Consider the following 24967-nt stretch of genomic DNA (forward strand, 5'->3'; position numbering starts at 1 on the left):
TGGCGTCGATGCGGGTGGTGATCGACACCAATGTGGTGGTATCGGCCTTGCTATTCGGTGGTCCGGTCACGGGTCGGCTGCGGCGCTTGTGGCAGGAGGGTGTGTGCGTTCCTCTGGTCAGCACGGCCACCGTCGGCGAATTGCTGCGCGTGCTGGCCTACCCCAAGTTCCGGCTGACGCTCCCGGAGCGGGAGGAGTTGCTGGGAGACTACCTTCCATTCACGCACGTGCAGTCGCTGCCTGAACCACTTCCAACGGTGCCCGAGTGTCGCGATCCGTTCGACCTGCCGTTCCTGCAATTGGCCGCCGCGGGCCGCGCCACGCTCGTGACAGGCGATCGCGACCTGCTCGTGCTGGCCGGCTCGGCCTCGTTCGACATCGTCTCGATCGAGGCCTTTCTTGCGGGCTTCGACCCGGCCTGAAGCCCCTGCTCAGTCCCTCGAGGACTGAGGCCCGCGCGTTGAGCAGCGCCGCAGGCGCTTCGGGGGTGTTCAAATGATCGGCCGCAGCGCTTCCGCCACCTCGCGCAGTACCGGCAGCAGCTTGCCGACCATCTGATCGTCCGGGTACATCTGCCGCTGCACGGTCACGCTCAGCGCGTACTGGCACTGGCCCTTGCGGTCCTTCAGCGGCAGGGCGAGGCCGCAGAGCCCGAAGTTGAGGTACTGGTCGGCATGCCAGTAGCCGAGCCGGCGGGCCGTCAGCACGTTGTCGCGGAAGGCGACCGGATCGACCACCGTGAAGCCGGTGAAGCTCGCGAAGTCGTGCGCCGCGAGCCAGGCGTCCAGCCGGGCATCGTCGTAGGTCGACAGGATCGCCAGGCCCTGCGACACCACGTGCGCCGGCACCCGCGCGCCGGGATGGAAGCCGATCGACACCACCCGCGGCGAGTTGCTGCGCGACAGATACACCACCTCGTGCCCGTCCAGCGTGCCGACGTTCAAGGTCTCGCCGCACTGCATCGAGGCCCGCTGGATGAAGGGCTGGGCGATGCGCGGCACCCGTGCGCCCTCCATGAAGGCCTGGCCGAGCCGCAGCACGCGCGGCAGCAGCCAGTAGTACTTGCCGTCGGTGGCGGCGTAGCCGTAGTGCACCAGGCTTAGCAGGTAGCGGCGCGCCGCGGTGCGGGTCAGCGCGGCGCGCTCGCCGGCTTCGGTGGCCGTCAGGCGAGGGCGGTCGTCCGCGAAGGCCTCGATCACGCGCAGGCCCTTTCCGAGGCCTTCGATGAGGAGCTTGCGGTCGATCGGAACAGGGGAGGTGTCAGGCGGCATCGGCTGGGGAAAACCCGGTTTTCGTGCGAAGAATGATCGGATGCGATCAATGATCGCTCGCGACGTGCGTTTGCGGCGTTGTGGAGAACCCTGAGGCGGCTCACAGTTGCGGCCTGCACCGCCACCACTGCTGAACCCTACCCACAGGAGAGACAAATGAGCAATCCCAAGGACCACGAGCCGCAAGGCAGGCACCAGTCGAGAAAGGCCGCGGCCAGCGGCTGGATCGGCTCGGCGCTGGAGTACTACGACTTCTTCATCTACGCGACGGCAGCGTCGCTGATCTTCCCGCAGATCTTCTTCCCCGCGGGCAATCCGCGGATGGCGATCATTGCCTCGCTGGCGACCTACGGCGTCGGCTACGTGGCGCGGCCGATCGGCGCCTTCGTGCTCGGCCATTGGGGCGACACGCGCGGCCGCAAGAACGTGCTGCTGATGTGCATGTTCCTGATGGGCTTCTCGACCATCGCAGTCGGGCTGCTGCCGACCTACAGCCAGGTCGGCCTGTTGGCGCCGGCGCTGCTGGTGGTGCTGCGCCTGATCCAGGGCTTCGCGGTCGCTGGCGAGATCGCCGGCGCCAGCTCCATGATCCTCGAGCACGCGCCCTTCGGCCGCCGCGGCTTCTTTGCCAGCTTCAGCCTGCAGGGCGTGCAGGCCGGCCAGATCATGGCCGCCGCCGTGTTCCTGCCGCTCGCGCATTTCATGCCCGAAGACGCCTTCCTGTCGTGGGGCTGGCGCATCCCGTTCCTGCTGAGCTTCATCGTGATCGTGGCCGGCTACATCATCCGCCGCGAGGTCGACGAGACGCCCGCCTTCGCCGAGGTCGACAAGCAGCACGCGCTGCCGAAGGCGCCCATCATCCAGGCCATCACGAACAGCTGGCGCGACATGCTGCGCGTGATCTGCGCGGCGCTGATGAACGTGATCCCGGTGGTGGCGACAGTGTTCGGCGCCGCCTATGCGGTGCAGCCGGCCTACGGCATCGGCTTCCAGAAGGACGTCTACCTGTGGATCCCGGTGCTCGGCAACATCCTGGCCGTGATCGTGATTCCCTTCGTCGGCAACCTGTCGGACAAGGTCGGGCGCAAGCCGCCGATCGTGATCGGCGCCCTCGGCGCGGGCCTGCTGTCCTTCGGCTATCTCTACGCCATCAGCATCCACAATGTGCCGCTGGCGATCGGCATGTCGCTGCTGATGTGGGGCGTGGTCTACCAAGGCTACAACGCGGTCTTCCCGAGCTTCTACCCGGAGCTGTTTCCGACCCGCACCCGCTGCTCGGCGATGGCCATCTCGCAGAACCTCGGCACCACCGTCACCGCCTTGCTGCCCGCGCTGTTCGTCGCCGTGGCGCCTCCCGGCTCGGCCAACATCCCGCTGACCATCGGCGCGCTCACCTTCGGCATCACGGTCATCTCGGCGCTGGCGGTGCTGAGCGCGCGGGAGACCTACCGGATCCACATGAACGACCTGGGCAATCCCGATGCCGTGCCGGTCCCGAAGCCCGACTACGAGCGGATGCGCGCCAAGACGCTGGCGGATGCGAAGATCGCGAGGGCGGTAGCCTGACGGCCCAAGAGCCTCTGTGCAGCGATGACGCTTCTGCGGAATCGCGCGATAGTCGAGTCATCCGAAGCGAGGATCCAGAGCCATGTTCCCTTCCATCGTCGGCAGCACTTCCGTCTACCTGCTCCCCGGAGACCCGGTCACGAACGTGCGCTTGCCCCGCATGTTCAATGCGGCGTTCGAGCGTTTCGGCATCGATGCCGTGATGGTTCCGGTGCAGGTGGCCAAGCGCGACTTCGCGGTGTTCGTCAAGGCCGCGTTCCTCGCCAAGAACGTGCGCGGCATGGCGATCGCGCCGCCGCACAAGCCGCTGCTGGTCGACCTGCTCGACGGCTGCGGCTTGTTCGGCCGCGTGGCAGGCTCGGTCAACGTGGTGCGCCGCATCGACAACGGCGAGCTCGAGGGCGACCTGTTCGACGGCGAGGGCCTGCTGGGCGCGCTCGACCGCTGCAACATCCCGTACCGTGGCAAGCGGGTGCTGATCCTCGGCGCCGGCGTCAGCGCGGCGGCGATCGGCGTCGCGCTGGCCGAAGGCGGCACGGTCAACGGCGCCGAGCACATTGCCTTCCACGACATCGTGGCCGGCAAGGCGGCCGGCGTCGCGGCCCAGCTCGACGCTTTCTTCGACGCCAACACGGTCGCGGTCGACAGCAGCGACCCGGCCGGTTACGACCTGGTGATCAACGCCACCTCGCTCGGGCTGAAGCCCGACGATGCGCTGCCGGTCGACGTGGCGCGCATGGAACCGCACGCGGCGCTGTTCGACATCCTGCTGCGCAACCAGCCCACGCCGCTGGTGCGCGCCGCGCGCGCGCGCGGCCTCCATGCGCAGGCCGGTTTCGAGATGCTGGTGCAGCAGATGCCGCACTACTTCGATTTCTTCGGCCACCGCGATGCCGCCGACGCGCTGCGCAAGGACGCCGATTTCCTGCGCGAGCTGATCTACCCCGCGGCGATGGCCGACGAGATCCGCAATCCCTTGCGCTACCAGTCCGCGAGCGTGGCCTGAGCGCCGGCTCTTTCATTCCATACTTTCGGACTTCCCATGGCCATCGCCCTCGACCGCTTCGGCTTCAACACCGTCACCATGGGCGGCGAACTCGGCCACAAGCTCGAGTGCATGAAGGCGGCCGGCTTCGCGGGCGTGGAGCTGTGGGCGCGCGACCTGATCAACCATCCGGCCGGCGTCGACAAGGCGGCGCACCTGGTCAGGCACAGCGGCCTCAAGGTCACGGACTTCCAGCCGCTGCGCGACTTCGAATGCGCGCCCGACGCCATGCGCCCGCACCGGCTCGAGATGGCGCGCGAGCAACTGCGCCAGATGGCGCTGGTCGGCAGCGACCTGCTGCTGTGCTGCTCGACCACCTCGCCGCTCGCGATCGACGATCCCGAGCGCGCCGCCGAGGACCTGCGCACGCTCGCCACGCTGGCCACGCCGATGGGCATCCGCATCTGCTACGAGGCGCTCTCCTGGGGGCGCCATGTGAACCGCTGGCACCAGGCCTGGGACATCGTGCGCCGCTGCGACCGCGAGAATGTCGGCCTCAACCTCGACTTCTTTCACATGTCGGTGCATGGCGACGACACCCCCGAGACCCTGGCGCAGCTCGCCGAGGTGCCGATCGAGAAGATATTCCTCGTGCAGCTGGCCGACTACTTCTTCGAGTACAGCGACCGCCAGGCCGACATGATCGAGCTGGCGCGCCACCAGCGCCTGTTCCCGGGCGAAGGCCTGCACGACGTGCGCGACCTCGTGCAACTGCTCGAGGACAAGGGCTACCGCGGCCACTACACCTTCGAGGTGTTCAACGACGACTACGTCAATTCCGATCCGATGGTGGTCGGCCAGCGCGCGATGAAGAGCGCGCGCTGGATCAGCGAATCGCATGTGGCCGGCGACGCGCCGGCCTTTCCAAGGACAACCTCCCCATGATTTCCGGCAAGACCACCCTGATCGCCCACCTGGGCTACCCGACCGAGGGCTTCAAGGCCCCGATGATCTACAACCCCTGGTTCGACCAGCAGGGCATCGACGCCGTTGTGATGCCGATGGGCGTCCAGGCCGGGGACTACGCGGGCGTGCTGGCGTCGCTGTTCAAGCTGACGAACATCCGCGGCGCCCTGGTCACCATGCCGCACAAGATCACGACCCTGTCGCTGGTCGATGAGGCGACGCCGACCGCGAAGATCGCCGGCGCCTGCAATGCGATCCTCAAGCGCCCCGACGGCACGCTGCTGGGCGACCAGTTCGACGGCGCCGGCTTCGTGCGCGGCGTCCAGCGCAAGGGCCGTGCGCTCGAAGGCGCGCGGGTGCTGGTGTCGGGCAGCGGCGGCGTCGGGTCTGCGATCGCGGCCTCGCTGGCCGCGGCCGGCGTGGCCGAGATGTCGCTCTACGACACCAGCGCCGCATCGTCGGAGGCGCTCGCGGGGCGCCTGCGCGCGCACTATCCCCGGCTCGCCGTGGCCACCGGCTCCAACGACCCGGCCGGCCACGACCTGGTGGTCAATGCGACGCCGCTCGGTATGAAGGAGGGCGATCCGCTGCCCTTCGACGTCGAGCGCATCGCGCCGTCCACCTTCGTCGGCGAGGTGGTGATGAAGAGCGAATACACGCCGCTGCTGCGCGCAGTGCGCGACAAGGGATGCGCGGTGCAGGTCGGCACCGACATGCTGTTCGAGATGATCCCGGCCTATCTGGAATTCTTCGGTTTCGGCACCGCCACGCCGGAGGACCTGCGGGCCGTGGCGACGCTGGCCTACTGATCGAACTCTCCTCATGAGCCTCTTCGAAGGATTCCTCACCCACCCGGGCGCGCCCCAGTGAGCGGGGTTGCCGCGCGCCGCGGCATCCCGTTCGTGCTGCTGCTGCCCTTGCTGCTGGCCGCGCAGCCGGTCGCCACCGACAGCTATTTGCCGGCACTGCCCGCCATCGCGCGCGAACTGGGGTCGGCCAGCGCCAGCCTCACGGTGTTCGTGCTCGCCTTCGGCCTGGGGCAACTGCCGTGCGGTCCGCTGTCGGACCGTTTCGGGCGCCGCCCCGTGCTGCTGACCGGCCTTGCCTGCTATGCGCTGGCCGCCCTGGGCTGTGCGCTCGCGAGCGGCATCCCGATGCTGGTGGCCTGCCGGGCGCTGCAGGGGTTCTCGATGGCCGCCATCCTGGTCTGTGCCCGGGCTGCGGTGCGCGATCTCTATCCCGCGCACGAAGGCCCGCACGTCATGGCGCGCGGCCTGACCGGGCTCGGCGTGGTGGGGTTGCTCGCACCCGTGCTGGGCGCCTACGCGGTGCAGTCGGCGGGCTGGCGCTGGGTGCTGGCCGGCATGGCCGCCTACGCGCTGGTGCTGTGGCTGCTGTGCCTGCGCGGCTTCGACGAAACCCGGGTCCGCGCGTCCGACCCGTCGGCGCCGCCAGGCAGTGTGCGCGAGGTCTTCGCGAGTCGCAGCTTCAGGGCCTGGGCCTCTCTGGCCGCGGCCACCTACGGCGGGCTGTTCTGCTTCCTGCTGCTGTCGCCGATGGTCTACATCAGCTATCTCGGGCTCTCGCCGGCCTGGTACGGCTGGATTCCGGCCGGTGGCTCGCTGGTCTACATCTTCAGCACCACGCTGTGCCGCCGCCTGCTCAAGCGCAGGGGTGCGGTGCGCGCGGTGCAACTCGGCTCGCTGCTGAGCCTGGCCGGGCCGCTGGTGCAGGCGCTGGGTTGCTGGCTGGCGCCGATGTCGGCCTGGCCGCTGCTGCTGGGCCATGCGGTCTATTGTGTCGGCCATGGCATCCACCAACCCTGCGGCCAGGCCGGTGCGGTCGGCGACCTGCCGCATCTGGCCGGTCGCGCGGTGTCGTGGTCGGGTTTTGCGATGATGGCGGTCGCGTTCACCCTCGGGCAGATCGCGGCCGGTTTCGTCGACCCCGAATTCAGCCACGGCGCCTGGCCGATGGTGCTGCCGATGGCGCTGGCCGGCGTCGCGCTGGTGCTGATCGCGTTCGTCTGGCTGCCGCGCCTGCCGCCGTCCCATCCAGGAAAGGCAACACCATGACTAGGGGGGAATCGGGGCGGCGCGGTTGAAAGATGCGCTGCCGACCCCCATCATCCGGTGCTGCCTCATTCCCTTCAGACCCTCCACCATGACCTCCCGCCTCAAGATCGATTTCGTCTCCGACGTCACCTGCCCCTGGTGCGCCGTCGGCCTCGGCGCCCTCGAAGCCGCGCTGAAGAACGTGGCGCCCGACGTCACGGCCGAACTGCACTTCCAGCCTTTCGAACTCAATCCGCAGATGCCGCCCGAAGGCCAGGACGCCTTCGAGCACCTGAACCAGAAGTACGGCTCGACCCGCGAGCAACAGGCGCAGGCCCGCGCCGCGATCCGCGCGCGCGGTGCCGAGGTGGGATTCGGCTTCAGCGAAAACGGGCGCTCGCGCGTCTACAACACCTTCGATGCGCACCGGCTGCTGCACTGGGCCGAGCTGGAAGACCTGGCGAAGCAGGCGGCGCTCAAGAAGGCGCTGCTCAAGGCCTGCCACACGGACGGCGAGAATCCTTCCGACCCCGAGGTACTGGTGCGGCTGGCGACCCAATCCGGGCTCGATGCGCAGCGCGCGCGCGCCATCCTCGCGAGCGACGAATACGCCGCCGAAACCCGCGAACGCGAGCGCATGTACACCGACGCGGGCATCCATTCGGTGCCGGCCATCATCATCGACAACAAGCACCTGATCTCGGGCGGCCAGCCGGTCGAGGTCTTCGAGCGTGCGCTGCGGCAGATCGCCGGTGCGGCGCCGGCTGCGACGTCCCTCGCCTGAGACAGAAGTAAAGTACGTCAACCGCCGGGCGGGCCGGGCGGTTGAGGGGGACAGCCTCACCCAATCGAAGGCAAGGAGCCTGGATGACGACCTACCGATCCGCCGCCGCATCCGCGCTCCTGCTGGTGGGCGCCGTGTTGCTGGGTTCTTGCGCGGCACCGAAGGGCTGGGGTCCGCCGCCCAAGGTGTCTGCCCCCGATGAAGCCACGCAGCTGCGCTGGCTGGACCGCGTGAGCTGGGGTGCCACCGCAAGCAGCGCCCAGCAGCTGGCGCACGAGGGCTTGCCCGCATGGTTGCAAAAGCAGCTGCATCCGCCGCCGGCGGTGCTGCCGGCCGAGGCGCAGGCTCGGATCGACGCCATGGCGATCTCCCTTGCGCCGGTCGAGCAGCTGGTCGTGACGCTCGATGCGCAGCGGCGCGCCGCCGATGTCCTGGCTGACGAAGCGCAGAAGAAGGAAGCGCGAAAGGCCTACCAGCAGCAGCTCACGCAGCTTGCGCAGGAGGCGCGCCAGCGCTTCGTGCTGCGTGCGCTCTATTCGCCGAACCAGCTGCAGGAGCAGATGACCTGGTTCTGGGTCAACCACTTCAACGTCGATGCGCGCAAGAACAACTTGCGCGCGCTGATCGGCGATTACGAGGAGACGGCGATCCGGCCGCATGCGCTCGGCAAGTTCCGTGACCTGCTCGGCGCCACGCTGCGCCACCCTGCGATGCTGCGCTATCTGGACAACGCCCAGAACGCGGCCAACCGCATCAACGAGAACTATGCGCGCGAGCTGATGGAACTTCACACGCTGGGCGTCGGCAGCGGCTATTCGCAGGCCGACGTTCAGGAGCTCGCCCGGGTACTGACCGGCGTCGGCGTCCGGGTGCGCGCGCCCGATGCGCCGCCGCCCGCCGTCCGGCCGGCCTTGCGCGGCGACTACGTGCAGCAGGGTCTGTTCGAGTTCAATCCGAACCGGCACGACTACGGTGCCAAGACCTTCCTGGGGCTGCCCATGACGCAGCACGGCCTGGCCGAGGTCGACGAGGCGCTCGACCGGCTGGCGCGTTCGCCCGCCACGGCACGCTTCATCTCGGGCAAGTTGGCGGTCTATTTCGTCGCCGACGAACCGTCGCCGGCGCTGGTGGCGCTCATGGCCGACACCTTCGGCCGCACCGACGGCGATATCGCCGCGACGCTGCAGACGATGTTCGAATCGCCCGAGTTCTCGGCCTCGCTCGGCCACAAGTTCCGCGACCCGGTGCACTACGTGATCGCCGGCGTGCGGCTGGCCTACGACGCTCGCGTGGTCAGCAATGTGAATCCGATGCTCGGCTGGATGAATCGCATGGGCGAGCCGCTCTATGGCCACGAGACGCCTGACGGCTATCCGCTGACGCAGGATGCCTGGGCCAGCGCGGGCCAGATGAGCACGCGCTTCGAGATCGCGCGCGCCATCGGCAGCAACGGCGCGGTGCTGTTCCGAACCGGCGACGGCGCCGCGCTGGAGCAACCCACGTTTCCGCAACTGGCCGATTCGCGCGCCGTGCGCGCCAGCCTGCCGGGCTTCGGGGCCGACACGCGCGACGCGTTGGCCCAGGCTAGGTCGCCGCAGGACTGGAACACTTTCCTGCTGGCTTCGCCCGAACTCATGCACCGTTGAAGAAGGACCGTCCATGCAGCGCCGTGACCTCGTCAGACTCCTGGCTGCCGCGCCGCTCGCCGGCGCGGCCGGCCGGCTGCTCGCCGCGCCGGCGGCCGGCGGCGCGAAGCTGCTGGTGGTGTTCTTGCGCGGTGCCTACGACTGCGCCAATGTGCTGGTGCCGACCGCGAGCGACTTCTACTACGCCGCGCGCCCCAACATCGCCATCGCGCGGCCTGGCGAGCCCCATGGCGCGCTGGCCCTCGACGCCCACTGGGGCCTGCATCCGGCGCTGGCCGCGAGCCTGATGCCGATGGTCCAAAGGAAGCAGCTCGCCTTCCTCCCGTTCGCGGGCATCGACGACCTCACGCGCAGCCACTTCGAGACCCAGGATTCGATCGAACTGGGCCAGGCGCTCGACCAGCGCCGCGACTACCGCTCGGGCTTCCTCAATCGGCTGGCGCTCGTGCTCGGCGCCGGTCCGCTGACCGAGGTGGCGCCGATCGCCTTCACCGACCGGTTGCCGCTCTCGCTGCGCGGCGAGGCCAAGGCCGCCAACATGGCGCTGACTGCCGTCGCCCGACAGGGCATCGACGAGCGCCAGAGCCAGGTGATCCAGGCGATGTACCGCAACACCGCCCTCGCGCAGCCGGTGAGAGAAGGCTTCGAAGTGCGCGACGAGGTGCGGCGCGCGGTGCAGGCCGAGATGGACGCCGCGAGCCGCAACGCGATGACCGCCAAGGGCTTCGAACTCACGGCCCGTCGCATGGCGCGGCTGATGCGCGAGCGCTTCGATCTGGGCTTCGTCGACGTCGGCGGCTGGGACACGCACGTGGGGCAGGGCGGTGCCACCGGCTACCTCGCGAACCGGCTCGAGGAACTGGGCCGCGGCTTGGCGGGCTTCGCCACCGAAATGGGCGATGACGCCTGGCGCGACACCGTGGTGGTGGTCATCAGCGAGTTCGGCCGCACCTTCCGCGAGAACGGCAACCGCGGCACCGACCATGGGCACGGAACCGTCTACTGGGTGCTCGGCGGCGGACTGGCCGCGCAGGCCGGCGGGCGGATCGTCGGGGAGCAGGTGGAGGTCTCGCAACCGCGTCTTTTCCAGAACCGCGACTACCCGGTGCTCAACGAATACCGCGCGGTGTTCGGCGGCTTGTTCGCGCGCATGTACGGGCTCGCGCCGGCCCAGCTCGATCGGGTGTTCGGGGGCGTGGCGGCGAAGGATCTCGGCCTGGTCTAGGGCCTGACCGGACGCTGACCCGTGCGCCCTGCCGGTCGACCGGTGCGCTTAGGATGTTGCCGATGTGCGCCGGCCTCGGTGCAGCCGAGGTGCGCCATGAACATCGTCAAGCAGATTCGCAACTTCAATGCGGACCGCGAGCCCGAACGTCTGGCGCTCAAGTACCGCCACATGCGCAGCGATCCTTTCGTGTTTCTGCGTGCCACCTGCCACCTTTTCTACGCCCGTCTGCCGCTGGAGCCGGTGATGCGCAAGGCGCCGGCGGCCTGGGCCTGCGGCGACCTGCACCTGGAGAACTTCGGCAGCTACAAGGGCGACAACCGGCAGGTGTACTTCGACCTCAACGACTTCGACGAGGCGCTGCTGGCGCCGCTCACGTGGGATCCGGTGCGCGGCCTGGCCAGCATCCTGGTCGCGGGCAACTCGCTGCATCGCGACCCGGCCGTGCCGCCGCACCTGTGCGATTTGTTCCTGGACGTCTATGCGCGCACGCTGGTCGACGGCAAGCCGCGATGGGTCGAGCGCGAGACCGCCATGCCGCCGGTCAGCGACCTGCTGCAGGCGGTGCGCCAGCGCAGCCGGTCCACCTTTCTCGACACCCGCACCGTGCTGCAAGGCCGTCGCCGCCGGATCCGCATCGACGGACGCAAGGCCCTGGCCGCTACGCCGCAGCAGCATGCAACGGTGAAGACTTTCGTTGCCGACTTCGCCGTGCGGCAACCGGTGCCGCGCTTCTTCGAGGTGCTGGACGTGGCGCGCCGGATCGCCGGGAACGGCAGCCTGGGCGTGGATCGCTACATCGTTCTGGTGCACGGCAAGGGCTCGCCCGACGGCAACTACCTGCTCGATCTGAAGCAGGCCCTGCCCGCATCGCCGTTGCCGCGCGTGCCCCTGCGGCAGCCGGCCTGGACCGACGACGCGCAGCGCGTGGTGACGGTGCAGCAGCGGATGCAGGCGATCGCAATGGCCTTCCTGCATCCGGTGCACATGGGCGGGATTCCCTATGTGCTGCGCGCCCTGCAGCCCAGCGAAGACCGGGTGGCGCTCGCCGGCACAGGCATCCGGCATCCGCAGGCGCGGCTGGAACACCTGGTGACCGTGATGGCGCAGTGCCTGGCATGGGCGCAGTTGCGCAGCAGCGGGCGCGGCGGTTCGGCCGACGCCGACGAGCTGATCGATTTCGCACAGGGCCGCAAATGGCGCCGCCAGCTCATGGAGGTCGCGCGCCATTGTGCGGCCGAGGTCGACGGCGACTGGAAGGTGTTCTGCGCCGCCTACGATGCGGGGGCTTTCGCGGGTTGAGATCGATCGTCCGTCAGGGCTTGCCCAGCATCTCGATCAACCGCGCCAGCGCCACCGACGGCGTGCCGTGCCACACGAGATGCGTGCGATTGATGCGGATGCGCTCCGGCAGCGCATGCTGGCGAACATCGGCAGTCGCGCGCAGCGCCTTGAGCACCGACACCGGAACGATGGCGAAGCCCGTGCCCGCCGCCACGCAGGCGATCATTGCCTGGTAGGAAGAGAATTCGAGCGAACGCGAGGGCGCCGCGCCGCCCTTGCCGAGCCATTGCTCGAGCAGCCGCCGATAGGAGCAGCCCTGCGCGAACGCGATCAGCGTGGCGTTGGCCAGGTCGCCGGGCCCGGTGACCGAGGCCACGCTGCGCGCCGTGACCAGCACCAGTTCTTCCTCGAAGACTGCCATCGTCTCGAGCCCCGGGGCCGAGAAGGGCTGGGACACGAACGCGGCCTCGACCTCGAAGGCGTTCACCCGCTTGAGCAGTGCGCCCGTGGTCCCCGTGACCAGCTCGACCACGACGCCGGGATAGAGCTTGTGGAAGCGCGACAGCAGCGGCGCGAGCCGGCTGCCCGCCGTGCTTTCGAGCGAGCCGAGCCTGAAGGTGCCGATCGGCATTGCGCTGCGCAATTCGCTCTCGGCTTCGTCGGCCAGGCGCAGCAGGCGCTCGGCGTAGGGCAGCAGCTTGGCGCCGGCGGGCGCCAGCGCGAGCGTGCGGCCCTGGCGATGGAACAGCTTCTGGCCCAGCCGGCCTTCGAGCTGCTGGATGCGCGTCGTGACATTCGACTGCACGCGATGGAGCTTGTCGGCCGCGCGGATCACGCCGCCCTCGGCGACGACGGTGCGGAAGATCTCCAGGGAGTCGAGATCGATCGTTCTCATTTGAAGAATGGATGTTCTGAATAATTCATTTGTGCCGTGAGTGGATTCTGCGTCCAATCGGGACCCATGTCGAACCCTTCCATCGCCTTGGCCCGGCCCTCCTTTGTCGCCACCTGCATCGCGGGTCTGCTCGCACTGGCCGTCGCGATGGGCATCGGGCGCTTCGCCTTCACGCCGATGCTGCCCCTGATGATTCGCGCCGGCAGCGTCGATGTGGCGGATGGCGGCTGGCTCGCCGCGGCCAACTATGCGGGCTACCTGCTCGGCGCACTGACGACTGTGCGCATCCCGTTGACGCCGCAGCGCATCGGGCTCGTGGCGCTCTCGGCGATCGTCCTGTCGACGGCCGCCATGGGCTTGACGGCGTCGTTGCCGGCCTGGCTGGTGCTGCGCTTCGTCGCCGGCGCGGCGAGCGCCTGGGCGCTGGTGAGTACCAGCGTCTGGTGCCTGGCCTGGCTCGCGCGCTTCGAGCGGCCGTCCGGGGCGGGGCTGCTCTATGCGGGCGTCGGCGTGGGCATCGCGCTCGCCGGCCTTCATTGCTGGCGCGCCGGTGCCGCCGGCGTCGCGGCCGATGCGCTCTGGCTGCAGCTCGGTGCGCTCGCATTGGCGGGGCTGCTCGTCGTCGCGCTGCTGATGCCGCGCGAGGCGGCGGCCGGCGCCGCCGCGGCACCGGGATCGACGGCCGAAGCCGCGTCGTCAAGCGCCGCGGGCACCCCATGGGGCCTCGTGATCTGCTATGGCGCCCTCGGCTTCGGCTACATCCTGCCGGCCACCTTCCTGCCGGTCCTGGCGCGCGCCGTGGTCGACGACCCCTCGGTGTTCGGTGCCGCCTGGCCGGTATTCGGCGCTGCCGCCGCCGCGTCCACCCTGTTCGCGAGCATCGTGCTGGGCCGCATGTCCCGGCGGCGGATGCTGGCCGGCAGCCATGTGCTCATGGCCGCCGGTTGCCTGCTGCCGCTGCTGCATCTGTCGGCGATCACCGTGCTGGCGGCCGCGCTGCTGGTGGGCGGCACCTTCATGGTCGCCACCATGGCCGGCATGCAGGAGGCCAGGGCGCGCACCGTCGGCGACCCGACGCGCGCGCTCGGCCGCATGACGGCTGCCTTCGCGATCGGCCAGATGGCCGGGCCGATGCTGTCCTCGACCCTGAGCGCGAATTCGCAGGGTTTCGACGGCTTGTTCGTTGCGCTGGCCGTCGGCGCGGTGGCCTTGCTGGCCAGCGCGACGTGGCTGGTAAAAACCGACCTGAACTAACTGAAAGACCCACCATGTTCCAGCAAGGCCATACCCATCCCTGGGCCGAACGCCTCCCGATGCCCGCCGCCGATGCGATGACGCACGCGCAGCGCGCCGCCGCCCAGGCCCTGATCGACGGGCCTCGCAAGGCCGTCTTCGGCCCCTTCGTTCCGCTGCTGCAGAGCCCGGTGCTGATGGAACGCATCGGCAGCCTCGGCGAGTACCTGCGCTTCGACAGTGCGCTGGACGCCCGCGTGCGCGAGCTGGTGACCTGCGCGGTCGCGCGCCACGTGGGCAACCAGTTCGAATGGGTCCTGCATGCGACGGCCGCGGTCAAGGCCGGAGTCAACGCCGAGGCGATCGAGGCCCTGCGGCTCGGACGCCGGGCCCAGCCGCTGGCGCCGGACGAGCAGCTCGCGCTCGACTTCGCCCTCGAACTGCTGCAGCACCACGGCGTCAGCGAGCCGACCTATGCGGCGGCCGAGGCGCGCTTCGGCAAGGCGACGGTGGTCGAGCTCAGCGCCCTGGTGGGCTACTTCACGATGGTCTGCTGGATCATGAACGTGGCCCACACGCCGGTGCAGGGGGCCGAGGGGCAGCGCGGACTCGACGCTTTTCCGCTGTAGCACACAGCCCGGCGCCGGGCCGCCCCAAGGCGGGCTGCGGCCCCCTTGGGGGGCAGCGAGTACACGAAGTGACGGAGCGTGGGGGCGAGTGAGTCAGGCCTGAGTCGGGTTGGAGAGGCACAATGGCGCCCGCGCTGCGGACCGGGTCCGTGCATCGAACCCAACGCTTCCGCCCATGCTCGACAAACGCTTCTTCCCGCGCCAGGCCGTCGTGTCCGGCGGAAACCGATGGGACTGGGCGCTGCTCCCGCTGGTGCTGGCGGCGCTGTTCGCGCTGGCCTTCGGCGGCGCCCAGATGGCGCGGCCCTACGAGCTCGGCCAGCCGCTGCCGATCAGCCTCGATCCGTGGATGCTGCCGTATTACCTGCTGCGCACCACGCTGCGCATGTTCCTGGCGCTCGCGGCGTCGCTGGTGTTCAGCTGTGTCTTCGCGGTGCTGGCGACGCGCTACCGCGCCGCCGAGAAGGTGCTGGTGCCGATGCTCGACATCCTGCAGTCGATCCCGATCCTGGGCTTCCTGTCGATCACGGTGACCGGCTTCATCGCGCTGTTCCCGGGCAACCTGCTCGGCGTCGAGTGCGCCGCGATCTTCGCCATCTTCACCTCGCAGGCCTGGAACATGGCGTTCAGCCTCTACCAGTCGCTGCGTACCGTGCCTTCCGAATTGCGCGAAGCGGCATCGGTGTTCCAGCTCTCGGCCTGGCATCGCTTCTGGCGGCTCGAGTTGCCGTTCGCGATGCCCGGGCTGCTGTGGAACATGATGATGTCGATGTCCGGCGGCTGGTTCTTCGTGGTCGCCTCCGAGGCGATCTCGGTCTCCAACCAGAGCATCATGCTGCCCGGCGTGGGCTCCTACATCGCAATGGCGATCCAGGCGCGCGACCTCGGCGCCATCGGCTGGGCGATCGGCGGCATGCTGATCGGCATCACGCTCTACGACCAGTTGTTCTTCCGCCCCTTGATCGCCTGGGCCGACAAGTTCCGCTTCGAGGAGGGCAGCAGCGAGGACGCGCCGCGCTCCTGGCTGCTCACCTGGCTGCGCCGCACCGAGCGCATCAAGCGGGCCATGATCGGCGCGGCACGGCTGCTCGAGCGCTCGCTGGTGCTGTTCCGGCGCGACCATGACGGCACCTCGATCAAGGCCCGGCCACGCTCGCCGAACCCGGCCCTGGCGCGCGCGTGGGACGCCGCACTCGCGGCCGCGGTGCTGCTCGCCGTGGTGTGGCTGGTGCGCTTCATCCACACCGAGGTCGGCTGGTCCGAGGTCCGACACGTGTTCGTGCTGGGCCTCTACACCATGATCCGCGTGGTCGTGCTGATCGCGCTGGCCGCGCTGGTCTGGGTGCCGATCGGCATCTGGATCGGCATGAACCCGCGCTGGGCCGGGCGGCTGCAGGGTGTGGCGCAGTTCATGGCGGCGTTCCCGGCCAACCTGATGTTCCCGGTGGCGGTGCTGTTCATCGTGCGCTGGCAGCTCAACCCGAACATCTGGCTGGCGCCGCTGATGGTGCTGGGCACGCAGTGGTACCTGCTCTTCAACGTGATCGCCGGCGCGTCGACCGTGCCGACCGAATTGCGCTACGCAGCGAGCAACCTCGGGCTCGGCGGGTGGCTGCGCTGGCGGCGCTACCTGCTGCCGGCCGTGTTCCCGAGTTTCGTCACAGGGGCCATCACGGCCAGCGGCGGCTCCTGGAACGCGAGCATCGTGGCCGAGTACGTGACCTGGGGCGACACCACGCTGCAGGCCGCGGGCCTGGGCAGCTACATCGCCCACATGACGGCCATCGGCGATTTTCCGCGCATCGCGCTGGGCATCGGCGTGATGTGCGTGTTCGTCATGGGCATGAACCACTTCGTGTGGCGTCGCCTCTACGAGCTGGCCGAGAACAGGATGCACTTTTGATGATGAACGCGCGAGGAGGGCCCATGGCCGAAGCCATCGTCGAATTGAAGGGTGTGGGTAAGTCGTTTCGTTCGGCCGACGGCGCCGCGCGTTCGGTGCTCGAAGGCGTCGACTTCCGCCTGGCCGAAGGCGAGATCGTGGCGCTGCTGGGCCAGTCGGGCTCGGGCAAGTCGACGCTGCTGCGCATCCTTGCGGGCCTGATCGGCGTCGACACCGGCAGCGTGCGCTACCGCGGCCAGCCGCTCTACGGGCCGGCGCGCGGCATCGCGATGGTGTTCCAGTCCTTCGCGCTCTTTCCCTGGCTCACGGTGCAGCAGAACGTCGAGCTGGGGCTGGAGGCGCGCGGCGTGGCGCCGGCCGAGCGGGCCCGGCGCGCGAATGCCGCGATCGAGCTGATCGGCCTCGCGGGTTTCGAGGGCGCCTTGCCGCGCGAGCTGTCGGGCGGCATGCGGCAGCGCGTGGGCATCGCGCGGGCGCTGGTGGTGGAGCCCGAGGTCCTGTTGATGGACGAAGCCTTTTCGGCGCTGGACGTGCTGACCGGCGAGCGGCTGCGCGACGACATCCTGCGGCTCTGGGGCGGCGGCGCGATGCCGACCAAGGCGATGCTGGTCGTCTCGCACAACATCGAGGAAGCGGTGCTGATGGCCGACCGCGTGCTGATCTTCGCGGCCGACCCGGGGCGCGTGCGCGCGGAGCTGCCGATCCGGCTTGCGCGGCCGCGCGATGCCGACAGCTTGGAGGTGAGGGCGCTGATCGACGAGGCCTACGCGCTGATGACCGCCGGCGCGCCGATGGCCGGCCGCGCGCCCGAGGAGCCGGTGCGCATGCATCTGGGCGATCGCCTGCCCGATGCCGACATCGGCCGCATGGAGGCCTTGCTCGAGATGCTGGTGGATGAAGGCCGCGAAGGGCGAGCCGATCTGCCGCAGCTCGCGGAGGAGGCCGAGCTCACCGACCACGACCTGCTGCCGCTGGCGCAGGCCCTGTCGATGCTGGGCTTCGCGCAGCTGGCGGATGCCGACCTGCATCTCACGGAACTGGGCCGCCGCTATGTGGCCGGCGCGCACACGCTGCGCCAACAACTGCTGGGCCAGCAGTTGCTGGCGCACGTACCGCTCGCGGCGCACATCCGCCACAGCCTGGAGCAGGCACCGGCGGGTGAGTTGCCGCAGGAACCCTTCCTCGATCTGCTCGAGGAAAGCCTGGACCGGCCGACCGCCGAGCGCGTGCTGCGGACCGCGATCGAATGGGGGCGCTATGGCGAGGTGTTCGAGTTCGATTTGCGCACCGGGCTCATTCATTTGCCGGCCGGAGAAGAAGTCGAGAAAAATACCCTATAATCAGAGGCTTCGCGGGAGTAGCTCAGTTGGTAGAGCGCAACCTTGCCAAGGTTGAGGTCGAGAGTTCGAGACTCTTCTCCCGCTCCAGATATCGAATCTGGTGCTCGACGCGAAGCACGCAGACAAAAAGGCCACCTCCGGGTGGCCTTTTGCTTGGGCGATGCATGGGCAAGACGTCGACGACGTCGTCAACCCTGCTTGGGCTGCGCCAGCGCGATGCGGTGCAGCACGATCGCCTCCATCTCGGCGACCCAGCCGGCGTCGTCCGGTGGATCGGGCCGCAGCAGAAGGCGATAGCGCCGTCCGCCCCAGGCCGCGGTCAGCAAGGCCTGGATCGTCGCCGGCGGCGGTGGCCGCGGCAGGTCGGTGCAGGCCGCGAAGGCCTCGCGCCACCGGATCGCCAGTTCGTCATACACCCGTTGATGGTGCTTGGGCTCGGCCACGCGGTGCTCCAGCTGCAGCATGCCGCGGTCGAAGGCCGGCAGCCCTTCGAGCCGGGTGTCGCACGTGATCCGGACCAGCCGCTTCACGCGCTCCCGCGCCGGCAGTTCCGTGGCCGGCGGTGCGACGACGTCGGTGTCGAGCCGCCGCAGCAAGGCCTCGATGCAATGGCGCACGTAGCCCGAGAGCAGCGCCTCCTTGTCCGGAAAGTAGTCGTACAGCGTGCCGACGGCAATGCCGGTTTCGAGGGCCACGGCGCGGGTCGTCACGCCGTCCCAGCCCTCGGCATTCCATATCCGAACAAATGCGTCGTAGATGGCCTGCACGGTGAACTTGCCGCGGGCCTGCGTCGGGCGTTTCAGCGGCTTGGAGCGGGGCGCGGCGGCCTCCTGCTGCTTTCCGAACCCGCTGGTGGATGTGCGGCGGTACATTTTTTGGCAAGGGGGTCGACCCCCGAATCACCTGGGACAAGACATGAGCGACGCTTTCACTTTAACCCGTCTCGAGACCCGCAAGGACGCGCTGGGCACCACGCGCCTTCGCAGCGCGCAGGACCCCGGCGCGCTGGCCGCCGGCGAGGTGCTGCTGCGCATCGACCGCTTTGCGCTGACCACCAACAACATCACCTACGCGGCCTTCGGCGACGCGATGATGAAGTACTGGTCGTTCTTCCCGACCGGCGACCAGGACTGGGGCCATATGCCGGCCTGGGGCTTCGCCGATGTGGTCGCATCCACGGTCGAAGGCGTCGAGGTCGGAGAACGCTTCTACGGCTACTTCCCGATCGCCAGCCACTTGCGCATGACACCGGTGCGCGTGACCGAGCGCGGCTTCTACGACGGGGCGCCGCACCGCAGCGAGCTGGTCTCGGCCTACAACCAGTACATGCGCTGCAGCCACGACGCCGGCTATGCGCAGGCGCTCGAGAACTACCAGATGCTGGTGCGTCCGCTCTTCATCACCTCGTTCATGCTGGCGGATTTCCTGGAGGACAACGCCTTCTTCGGCGCCACGCAGGTGGTCGTCTCCAGTGCGTCGAGCAAGACGGCCTACGGCACCGCCTTCTGCCTCGGACAGCGCGAGGGGCCGAGCCTGATCGCGCTGACCTCGGAGCGCAACCGCGGCTTCGTCGAGAACCTGCGCTGCTACGACCAGGTTCTGCCCTATGCGAGCGCCACCTTGTTGCCCGCCAGTGTGCCGACGCTCTACGTCGACTTCTCGGGCGATGACGATCTGCGCGCCACCATCCACCACCATTTCGGCGCGGCGCTGGTCTACGACTGCTACGCCGGCTCGGCGCAGAAGACCGCCTTCCTCGTCGAAACGCCGCTGCCGGGGCCCAAGCCCTTGTTGTATTTCGCGCCGGTGCAGATCCGCAAGCGCAACGCAGACTGGGGTCCGCAGGAGGTGAACCGGCGCTTCAACGAGGCGCAGGGCCGCTTCATCGCCGAACTCAGCCGACCGGGCAGTCGCTGGATGACGCTGGCGGAAAGCCGGGGCTTCGAAGCCGCGCAGCAGGTGGTCGCCGATCTGCATGATGGCCGTGTCGATCCGCGCAGCGCGCACGTCGTCCGGCTGGACTGAGCCCCCACGCTCCCTCACTGCGTGTGGTCGCTGCCCCCCGAGGGGGCCGCAAGCCGCCTTGGGGCGGCCCGGCGCCGGCTTGAGCGCCCACGCTCCCCCGGCCTGCGCCCCCACGCTACATCTCGTCGATCGGCGTGCTTCGCGCCCCGTTCTGCGCCGCGAGCGCATAGCGCTCGCGCGTCTTCACATAGAAGCTCGCGCCGAAGCGCCCGACCGGGAAGTAGTGCTGCAGGCGCACGCGCCAGGTTTCGGTGTCGATCAGCTCGTCGCGCGCGTGCATCCAGCGCACCTGGCCGATGAAGATCTGCCGGCTTTCGGTTTCGAGCGTTTCCCAGAGTGTGCATTCGAAGGCGACCGGGGCCTCGGCGATGCGCGGTGGCTTGACCGCTTCGCTGGGCAGCGCGGTGAAGCCGACCACATCGAGCTCGCTCACGTGCGGCGGATGGCGCTCGCCGCAGCGGTGCATCTGCTCGGCGATGTCCTCGTCGGCCAGGTGGATCACGAATTCGCCGGTGCGCACGATGTTGGCCGCGGTGTCCTTGAGCACGCCGTCCTGCAGCCGGTTGACGCTGATCATCACGATCGGCGGTTCTTCGCCGAGCATGTTGAACATGCTGAAGGGGGCGGCATTGACGATGCCGTCTTCGCCGAGCGTGGTGACCAGCGCGATCGGCCGTGGCACGATCAGGCTCGCCATCAGCTTGTACCGCTGATACTCGGTCAGAGTGGAAAAGTCGATGTTCATTCGGATTCCTTGACGCTCACAGAGCGTTACGGCAGGAAGTGCCCGCGTGGTTTCCAATGGACCGCACGTATTGCCCGCATTTGAGAAAAGAGGATTCCACCATGCCCGAACGGGACCCAGCAGAATTCAGGCCAGCACGCGAGTCTTCGGTGTGGACCCTGGTGATTGTCGTTGCCGTGATCCTCGCGGCCGCCTTCGGCTGGTGGCGCTGGTCGCTGCAGAAGGAAGCGCCACCGGCACCGCCCGTCGCCAGCGCGCCGCCGCCTTCGGCCGCACCGGCCGACACGCCCCCTGCGGTGGCGGTCGGCCCGCAGAATCCGGTCGATGCACTGGCCGAGCCCGAGGCCGCGCTGCCCGCGCTGAACGACGCCGATGGCCGCGTCACCGCGGCGCTCAATGAACTGCTCGGGAAGAAAGCGGTCGGCACCTTCCTCGAAGCCGGTGGCTTCGTGCGCCGCTTCGTCGCCACCGTGGACAACCTGCCGCGGGCGCAGGCGCCTGCGCGCATGTGGCCGGCACAACGGGCGCCCAAGTCCTTCGAGGTGCAGGGCGCGGGCGGCCTGAAGACCATCGGCGCGGACAACGCCAGCCGCTACACGCCGTTCGTGCTGTTCGTCGAGTCGGTGGACACGGCCCGGGCGGTGGCGCTCTATGCCAGGCTCTATCCGCTGTTCCAGCAGGCCTACGAAGAGCTGGGCTATCCGGGCAAGTATTTCAACGACCGCCTGGTGGCCGTGATCGACCATCTGCTGCAGGCGCCCGAACCCGCCGGTCCGGTGCAGGTGAAGCTCACCGAAGTGAAAGGCGAGATGGCGCCGCAACGTCCCTGGATCAGCTATGAGTTCGTCGACCCCCAGCTGGAAGCGCTCTCGGCCGGCCAGAAGATGCTGGTGCGCATGGGCCCGGTCAACGAGCGCCGGTTGAAGGCCCGGCTGAAGGAGTTGCGCGTCCAACTCGCGACCGGCGCGGTGGCGAAGAAATAGCGCGAGGGCCGATCAACCGGCGCTCGCGGGGCCGCCGGAACAGGCCAGCGCGCGCATCAGCAGCAGCTTGCGCTCGCGTGCGTTGCGCGTGAGTTCCGCCGCCCGCTTGAACTCCTCGCGGGCCTCGGCCTTTCGGCCCAGCTTGGCGAGCAGGTCGCCGCGCACGCTCGGCAGCAGGTGGTAGCCCTGCAGCTGCGGCTCCGAGCGCAGTGCATCGACGAGTTCGAGGCCCACCGCCGGGCCGAAGGCCATCGACAGCGCCACGGCCCGGTTCAGTTCGACGATCGGCGAGGGCGCGAGCTGGGCCAGTGCCTCGTAGAGCGCGGCGATGCGCGTCCAGTCGGTTTGCGCCGCATTGCGCGCGCGTGCGTGGCAGGCGGCGATGGCGGCCTGCAGGGCATAGGGCCCCAGGGTGCCGCCGAGCTTCTCGGCACGCTCCAGGGCGGCGAGGCCGCGCCGGATCAGCATCTGGTCCCAGCGCGCGCGGTTCTGTTCGAGCAGCAGCACCGGTTCGCCGTCGGCGTCGATGCGCGCGGCCGCGCGCGAGGCCTGGATCTCCATCAGCGCGACCAGGCCATGAACCTCGGGTTCCTCGGCGACCAGCTCGGCCAGGATGCGCCCGAGCCGAAGCGCTTCCTCGCACAGCGCCGGACGCATCCAGTCCTCGCCGGCAGTGGCCGAATAGCCCTCGTTGAACACCAAGTAGATGACCTCGAGCACCGACGCAAGGCGCGCGGCCAGCTCGTGCGCGCGCGGCGCCTCGAAGGGCACCCGCGCGGCGGCCAGCGTTCGCTTGGCGCGCACGATGCGCTGCGCGATCGTCGCTTCCGGCACCAGGAAGGAGCGCGCGATCTCGTCGGTGGTCAGGCCGCCCAGCAGGCGCAGGGTCAGGGCGACCCGCGCCTCGGGCGAAAGCACCGGATGGCAGGCCGTGAACACCAGGCGCAGCAGGTCGTCGCCCACCTCGTCGTCGAGCGCGGCGTCCACCGCTTCGGCGAAGTCGGCGGCGGCGATCGCATGTTGGGCGTCGAGTTCGCGGCCGATTTCCCCTTCCTTGTTCGCATGCAGCGTGCGCTTGCGCAGCAGGTCGATCGCGCGGCGCTTGGCCGCGGCGGTGAGCCAGGCGCCCGGATTGTCCGGGATGCCCTCGCGCGGCCATTGTTCGAGGGCCGCGACCAGCGCGTCCTGCGCCAGCTCCTCGGCCACGCCGACGTCGCGCACCATCCTGGCGAGCGCGCCGATGATCCGGGCCGACTCGATGCGCCAGACCGCGTTGATCGCGCGATGCGTCTCGGCGACGTTCATCCGGGAGCGCCTATCGCGACATCTCGCGCACGGGGCGGATCTCGACCACGGGATGCACCGGCGCGTAGGGGTAGCGACTCGCCCATTCGATCGCTTCATCCATCGACCGGGCACGGATCAGCCAGAAGCCCGCGATCAGCTCCTTCGCTTCGGCGAAGGGACCGTCGACCACGCGCGGCTTGCCGCCGCCGAACTTCAGGCGGGCGCCCTTGGCGGTCGACTTCAGGCCTTCGCCCGCCAGCAGCACGCCGGCTGCGACGCTCTGGTCATTGCGCCGGGCCATCGCATCGAGCCGTTCGGGGGCGGTGGGCGCGTCGGCCTCCAGCTGGGCGTCGGACAGCAGCATCACCATGAAACGCGGATCCGGATCTTGCTGCGCGGCCGACGAGTGGATCCCCGGCAGGCCGCCGGGGCAGCCCGACTCGCGAATCTCGAGCACGGGCGCGGCCTCGGGGCCCGGCACCCAGCGGGCGAGCTGATCGGTGGCAGCCTGCAGCGAGTCGGCCTCGAAGAAGCCGAAGCCCGCCACCAGGTCTTCGGTGTGCTCGAACGGCCCCGGCACCAGCTGCGGGCCGTCCGCCGAGAAGTGCAGGCGGACGCCGTGCGAGCTGGCCTGCAGCGCGGCATGGGGGAGCGCCGGGGCCACCGGCAGCGTCTCGTCGGTGTCGAGGCCGGTCTCGGTGCGCCGGTCGGCCTTGCGGAGGATCACGAATCTCATCCCGCAAGGATAGCGTTGTGCGCTCAGCGCCGCAGCGGGAGCATGGCGCGCAACCGCTCGTCGCGCAGGAAGAGGCCGCCCCAGGCCATGAGTCCGAGGTAGAGCCCGAACAGCAGGTGGCTGAAGACCGGACTGCCCACGCGCAGGTGGGTCGCCATGGCGCCGCCGAGCAGGCCCGTCAGCAGGATGGCGCCGAGCACCGAGCTGCGCGGGATGGCGTAGAGCACGCCGATGGCGAGCGTCAGCACGCCGAGGCCGAAGGCGATGTCCGCCGGATAGCCGAGTTCGGCCAGGCTCTGCTTGACCACGTCCATCTCGACCACCTTGATGGCGCCGTCGAACAGCAGGAACGCGACGACCAGGCCGCTCAGGATGCGGCCGGTCCAGAGGGCGGCGCCCGAGGCGGGCGCGGTCGGAAGGATGGCTTGCATGCGAGTGCTCCTCAGGCCGTGCCGGCCACTTGCCGGGCCGCGGCGCGCTCGCGCAGGTTCTCTTCCTGCTTGCGGATCTCGGGCGTGAACTCGGCGCCGAAATCTTCCGCCTCGTAGACCTGGCGCAGCTCCAGTGCGACGTTGCCGTGGCCGTCGATCGGCGGCCAGCGCTTGACCCATTCGAGCGCTTCCTCCCTCGACTTCACCTGGATCAAGGTGAAGCCTGCGACCAGTTCCTTGGTCTCGGCGAAGGGGCCGTCGATCACGGTCGGCCTGCCGCCCTTGAACTGGATGCGGGCGCCCGTGGCGCTGGGCTTCAGGCCCATGCCGTCGAGCATCACGCCCGCGGCGATCATCTGCTCGTTGTACTTCATCATGTCGGCGACCAGCTGCTGGGTCGGCATCGCGCCGGCCTCGGTCTCGGGGTCGGCCTTGCGAATGATCATGAATTTCATGGTCGTGTCTCCTTCCGGCGTCCGTTCAGGCGCGCTTGGAGGCGACTTCGGCGAGCACCCGCTGTTCCTGCGCGCGCAGCTCCGGCGTGAGCTCGGCGCCGAAGTCGTCCAGCTCGAACACCTGGCGCAGCTCGAGCTCGGTGCCATCGTCGAAGGGCGCGCGGCGCAGCCATTCGAGCGCTTCCTCCTTCGAGCGCACCTGCCACAGCCAGAAGCCGGCGATCAGCTCCTTGGTCTCGCTGAAGGGGCCGTCGACCACGGTCCGGTCCTTGCCGGAGAAGCGCATGCGGGCGCCCTTGGCGCTGGGATGGAGGCCTTCCATCGCGAGCAGCACGCCGGCCTTGACCAGCGCCTCGTTGTAGTTGCCCATGTCGGTCAGCAGCTGTTCGCTCGGCATCACGCCGGCTTCCGAGTCTTTGCTGGCCTTGACGATCACCATGAATCGCATGTCGTTGCTCCTTCGGTTTCGAGGCCGGCGCCGGTCGGAATCGACCGGGCAATTCCGGGGCTCTGATTGGACGTCG

At 69.1% G+C, this 24967-nt stretch carries 25 protein-coding genes and 1 tRNA gene; 17 read left to right on the plus strand and 9 right to left on the minus strand.

Translation table 11 applies throughout. The features are described 5' to 3' along the window. Positions 1–8 precede the first annotated feature (8 nt). A complete protein-coding gene (locus AC1DYK_RS19065) occupies positions 9–422 on the plus strand; it encodes a putative toxin-antitoxin system toxin component, PIN family (RefSeq protein WP_478167947.1) in 414 nt (137 codons plus the stop codon). A 69-nt stretch (positions 423–491) separates the two neighbouring features. Here AC1DYK_RS19065 and AC1DYK_RS19070 read toward each other — a convergent pair whose 3' ends face one another. Next, positions 492–1271, minus strand: a complete 780-nt coding sequence (locus tag AC1DYK_RS19070; protein WP_478167725.1) for an IclR family transcriptional regulator domain-containing protein — start codon at positions 1269–1271, stop codon at positions 492–494. A gap of 156 nt (positions 1272–1427) precedes the next feature. Between AC1DYK_RS19070 and AC1DYK_RS19075 the strand changes: the two genes are divergently transcribed. From AC1DYK_RS19075 to AC1DYK_RS19115, 9 genes are all read left to right on the plus strand, one after another. Continuing rightward, entirely contained in the window at positions 1428–2837 is a 1410-nt protein-coding gene (locus AC1DYK_RS19075) for an MFS transporter (protein ID WP_478167726.1), read from the plus strand. A gap of 82 nt (positions 2838–2919) precedes the next feature. Continuing rightward, positions 2920–3843: a shikimate dehydrogenase family protein gene (locus AC1DYK_RS19080; protein ID WP_478167727.1), complete on the plus strand. Its 924-nt coding sequence runs from the start codon at positions 2920–2922 to the stop codon at positions 3841–3843. Between the two features lie 36 nt (positions 3844–3879). Next, on the plus strand, positions 3880–4767 hold the full coding sequence (locus AC1DYK_RS19085; protein ID WP_478167728.1) for a sugar phosphate isomerase/epimerase family protein: 888 nt from the start codon (positions 3880–3882) through the stop codon (positions 4765–4767). After that, on the plus strand, positions 4764–5597 hold the full coding sequence (locus tag AC1DYK_RS19090; protein ID WP_478167729.1) for a shikimate dehydrogenase family protein: 834 nt from the start codon (positions 4764–4766) through the stop codon (positions 5595–5597). Before AC1DYK_RS19085 ends, AC1DYK_RS19090 begins: the two co-directional genes overlap by 4 nt. A gap of 57 nt (positions 5598–5654) precedes the next feature. Continuing rightward, positions 5655–6863 (plus strand): multidrug effflux MFS transporter, encoded by a 1209-nt coding sequence (locus tag AC1DYK_RS19095; protein ID WP_478167730.1) that lies wholly within the window; start codon positions 5655–5657, stop codon positions 6861–6863. 88 nt (positions 6864–6951) lie between these two features. Continuing rightward, positions 6952–7626: a DsbA family oxidoreductase gene (locus AC1DYK_RS19100; protein WP_478167731.1), complete on the plus strand. Its 675-nt coding sequence runs from the start codon at positions 6952–6954 to the stop codon at positions 7624–7626. A gap of 83 nt (positions 7627–7709) precedes the next feature. Beyond that, positions 7710–9272 (plus strand): DUF1800 domain-containing protein, encoded by a 1563-nt coding sequence (locus AC1DYK_RS19105; protein ID WP_478167732.1) that lies wholly within the window; start codon positions 7710–7712, stop codon positions 9270–9272. A 13-nt stretch (positions 9273–9285) separates the two neighbouring features. Then, positions 9286–10497 carry a DUF1501 domain-containing protein gene (locus AC1DYK_RS19110; protein WP_478167733.1) on the plus strand — a complete coding sequence of 404 codons (1212 nt, stop codon included), beginning with the start codon at positions 9286–9288 and terminating at the stop codon, positions 10495–10497. A gap of 96 nt (positions 10498–10593) precedes the next feature. Then, entirely contained in the window at positions 10594–11799 is a 1206-nt protein-coding gene (locus AC1DYK_RS19115; RefSeq protein ID WP_478167734.1) for a DUF2252 domain-containing protein, read from the plus strand. Positions 11800–11812: 13 nt separating this feature from the next. Here the strand turns inward: AC1DYK_RS19115 and AC1DYK_RS19120 are convergent, their stop codons facing one another. After that, positions 11813–12676, minus strand: a complete 864-nt coding sequence (locus AC1DYK_RS19120; protein WP_478167735.1) for a LysR family transcriptional regulator — start codon at positions 12674–12676, stop codon at positions 11813–11815. A gap of 66 nt (positions 12677–12742) precedes the next feature. Here AC1DYK_RS19120 and AC1DYK_RS19125 point away from each other — a divergent pair, with 66 nt between their 5' ends. From AC1DYK_RS19125 to AC1DYK_RS19145, 5 genes are all read left to right on the plus strand, one after another. Next, positions 12743–13930, plus strand: coding sequence for a YbfB/YjiJ family MFS transporter (locus AC1DYK_RS19125; protein ID WP_478167736.1), 1188 nt, complete (start codon positions 12743–12745; stop codon positions 13928–13930). A gap of 14 nt (positions 13931–13944) precedes the next feature. Continuing rightward, positions 13945–14538, plus strand: a complete 594-nt coding sequence (locus tag AC1DYK_RS19130) for a carboxymuconolactone decarboxylase family protein (RefSeq protein WP_478167737.1) — start codon at positions 13945–13947, stop codon at positions 14536–14538. 175 nt (positions 14539–14713) lie between these two features. Beyond that, a complete protein-coding gene (locus tag AC1DYK_RS19135; protein ID WP_478167738.1) occupies positions 14714–16441 on the plus strand; it encodes an ABC transporter permease in 1728 nt (575 codons plus the stop codon). A gap of 23 nt (positions 16442–16464) precedes the next feature. Then, entirely contained in the window at positions 16465–17781 is a 1317-nt protein-coding gene (locus AC1DYK_RS19140; protein ID WP_478167739.1) for an ABC transporter ATP-binding protein, read from the plus strand. Positions 17782–17792: 11 nt separating this feature from the next. Continuing rightward, positions 17793–17868 (plus strand) — tRNA-Gly (locus AC1DYK_RS19145). Positions 17869–17969: 101 nt separating this feature from the next. On the opposite strand, the gene AC1DYK_RS19150 is transcribed toward AC1DYK_RS19145, so the two are convergent. Next, positions 17970–18653, minus strand: coding sequence for a TetR/AcrR family transcriptional regulator (locus AC1DYK_RS19150; protein ID WP_478167740.1), 684 nt, complete (start codon positions 18651–18653; stop codon positions 17970–17972). Positions 18654–18696: 43 nt separating this feature from the next. Here AC1DYK_RS19150 and AC1DYK_RS19155 point away from each other — a divergent pair, with 43 nt between their 5' ends. Beyond that, positions 18697–19806, plus strand: a complete 1110-nt coding sequence (locus AC1DYK_RS19155) for a DUF2855 family protein (protein WP_478167741.1) — start codon at positions 18697–18699, stop codon at positions 19804–19806. Positions 19807–19921: 115 nt separating this feature from the next. On the opposite strand, the gene AC1DYK_RS19160 is transcribed toward AC1DYK_RS19155, so the two are convergent. Further along, a complete protein-coding gene (locus tag AC1DYK_RS19160; RefSeq protein ID WP_478167742.1) occupies positions 19922–20551 on the minus strand; it encodes a flavin reductase family protein in 630 nt (209 codons plus the stop codon). Positions 20552–20652: 101 nt separating this feature from the next. Between AC1DYK_RS19160 and AC1DYK_RS19165 the strand changes: the two genes are divergently transcribed. Continuing rightward, the gene (locus AC1DYK_RS19165) at positions 20653–21534 is read left to right on the plus strand and encodes a DUF3014 domain-containing protein (protein ID WP_478167743.1); all 882 of its coding nucleotides are present in this window, start codon (positions 20653–20655) and stop codon (positions 21532–21534) included. 12 nt (positions 21535–21546) lie between these two features. On the opposite strand, the gene AC1DYK_RS19170 is transcribed toward AC1DYK_RS19165, so the two are convergent. From AC1DYK_RS19170 to AC1DYK_RS19190, 5 genes are read right to left on the minus strand one after another with little or no spacing between them, the layout of a single operon-like run. Continuing rightward, positions 21547–22839: an RNA polymerase sigma factor gene (locus AC1DYK_RS19170; protein ID WP_478167744.1), complete on the minus strand. Its 1293-nt coding sequence runs from the start codon at positions 22837–22839 to the stop codon at positions 21547–21549. Between the two features lie 10 nt (positions 22840–22849). Beyond that, entirely contained in the window at positions 22850–23548 is a 699-nt protein-coding gene (locus tag AC1DYK_RS19175) for a YciI family protein (protein WP_478167745.1), read from the minus strand. A gap of 32 nt (positions 23549–23580) precedes the next feature. Then, a complete protein-coding gene (locus tag AC1DYK_RS19180) occupies positions 23581–23988 on the minus strand; it encodes a DoxX family protein (protein ID WP_478167746.1) in 408 nt (135 codons plus the stop codon). 11 nt (positions 23989–23999) lie between these two features. Continuing rightward, complete coding sequence (locus AC1DYK_RS19185; RefSeq protein ID WP_478167747.1) at positions 24000–24443, minus strand: YciI family protein; 444 nt, start codon at positions 24441–24443, stop codon at positions 24000–24002. A gap of 25 nt (positions 24444–24468) precedes the next feature. Then, positions 24469–24891, minus strand: coding sequence for a YciI family protein (locus AC1DYK_RS19190; protein ID WP_478167748.1), 423 nt, complete (start codon positions 24889–24891; stop codon positions 24469–24471). Between the last annotated feature and the right edge of the window lie 76 nt (positions 24892–24967).

Source organism: Variovorax sp. P2_H12 (assembly GCF_056403395.1).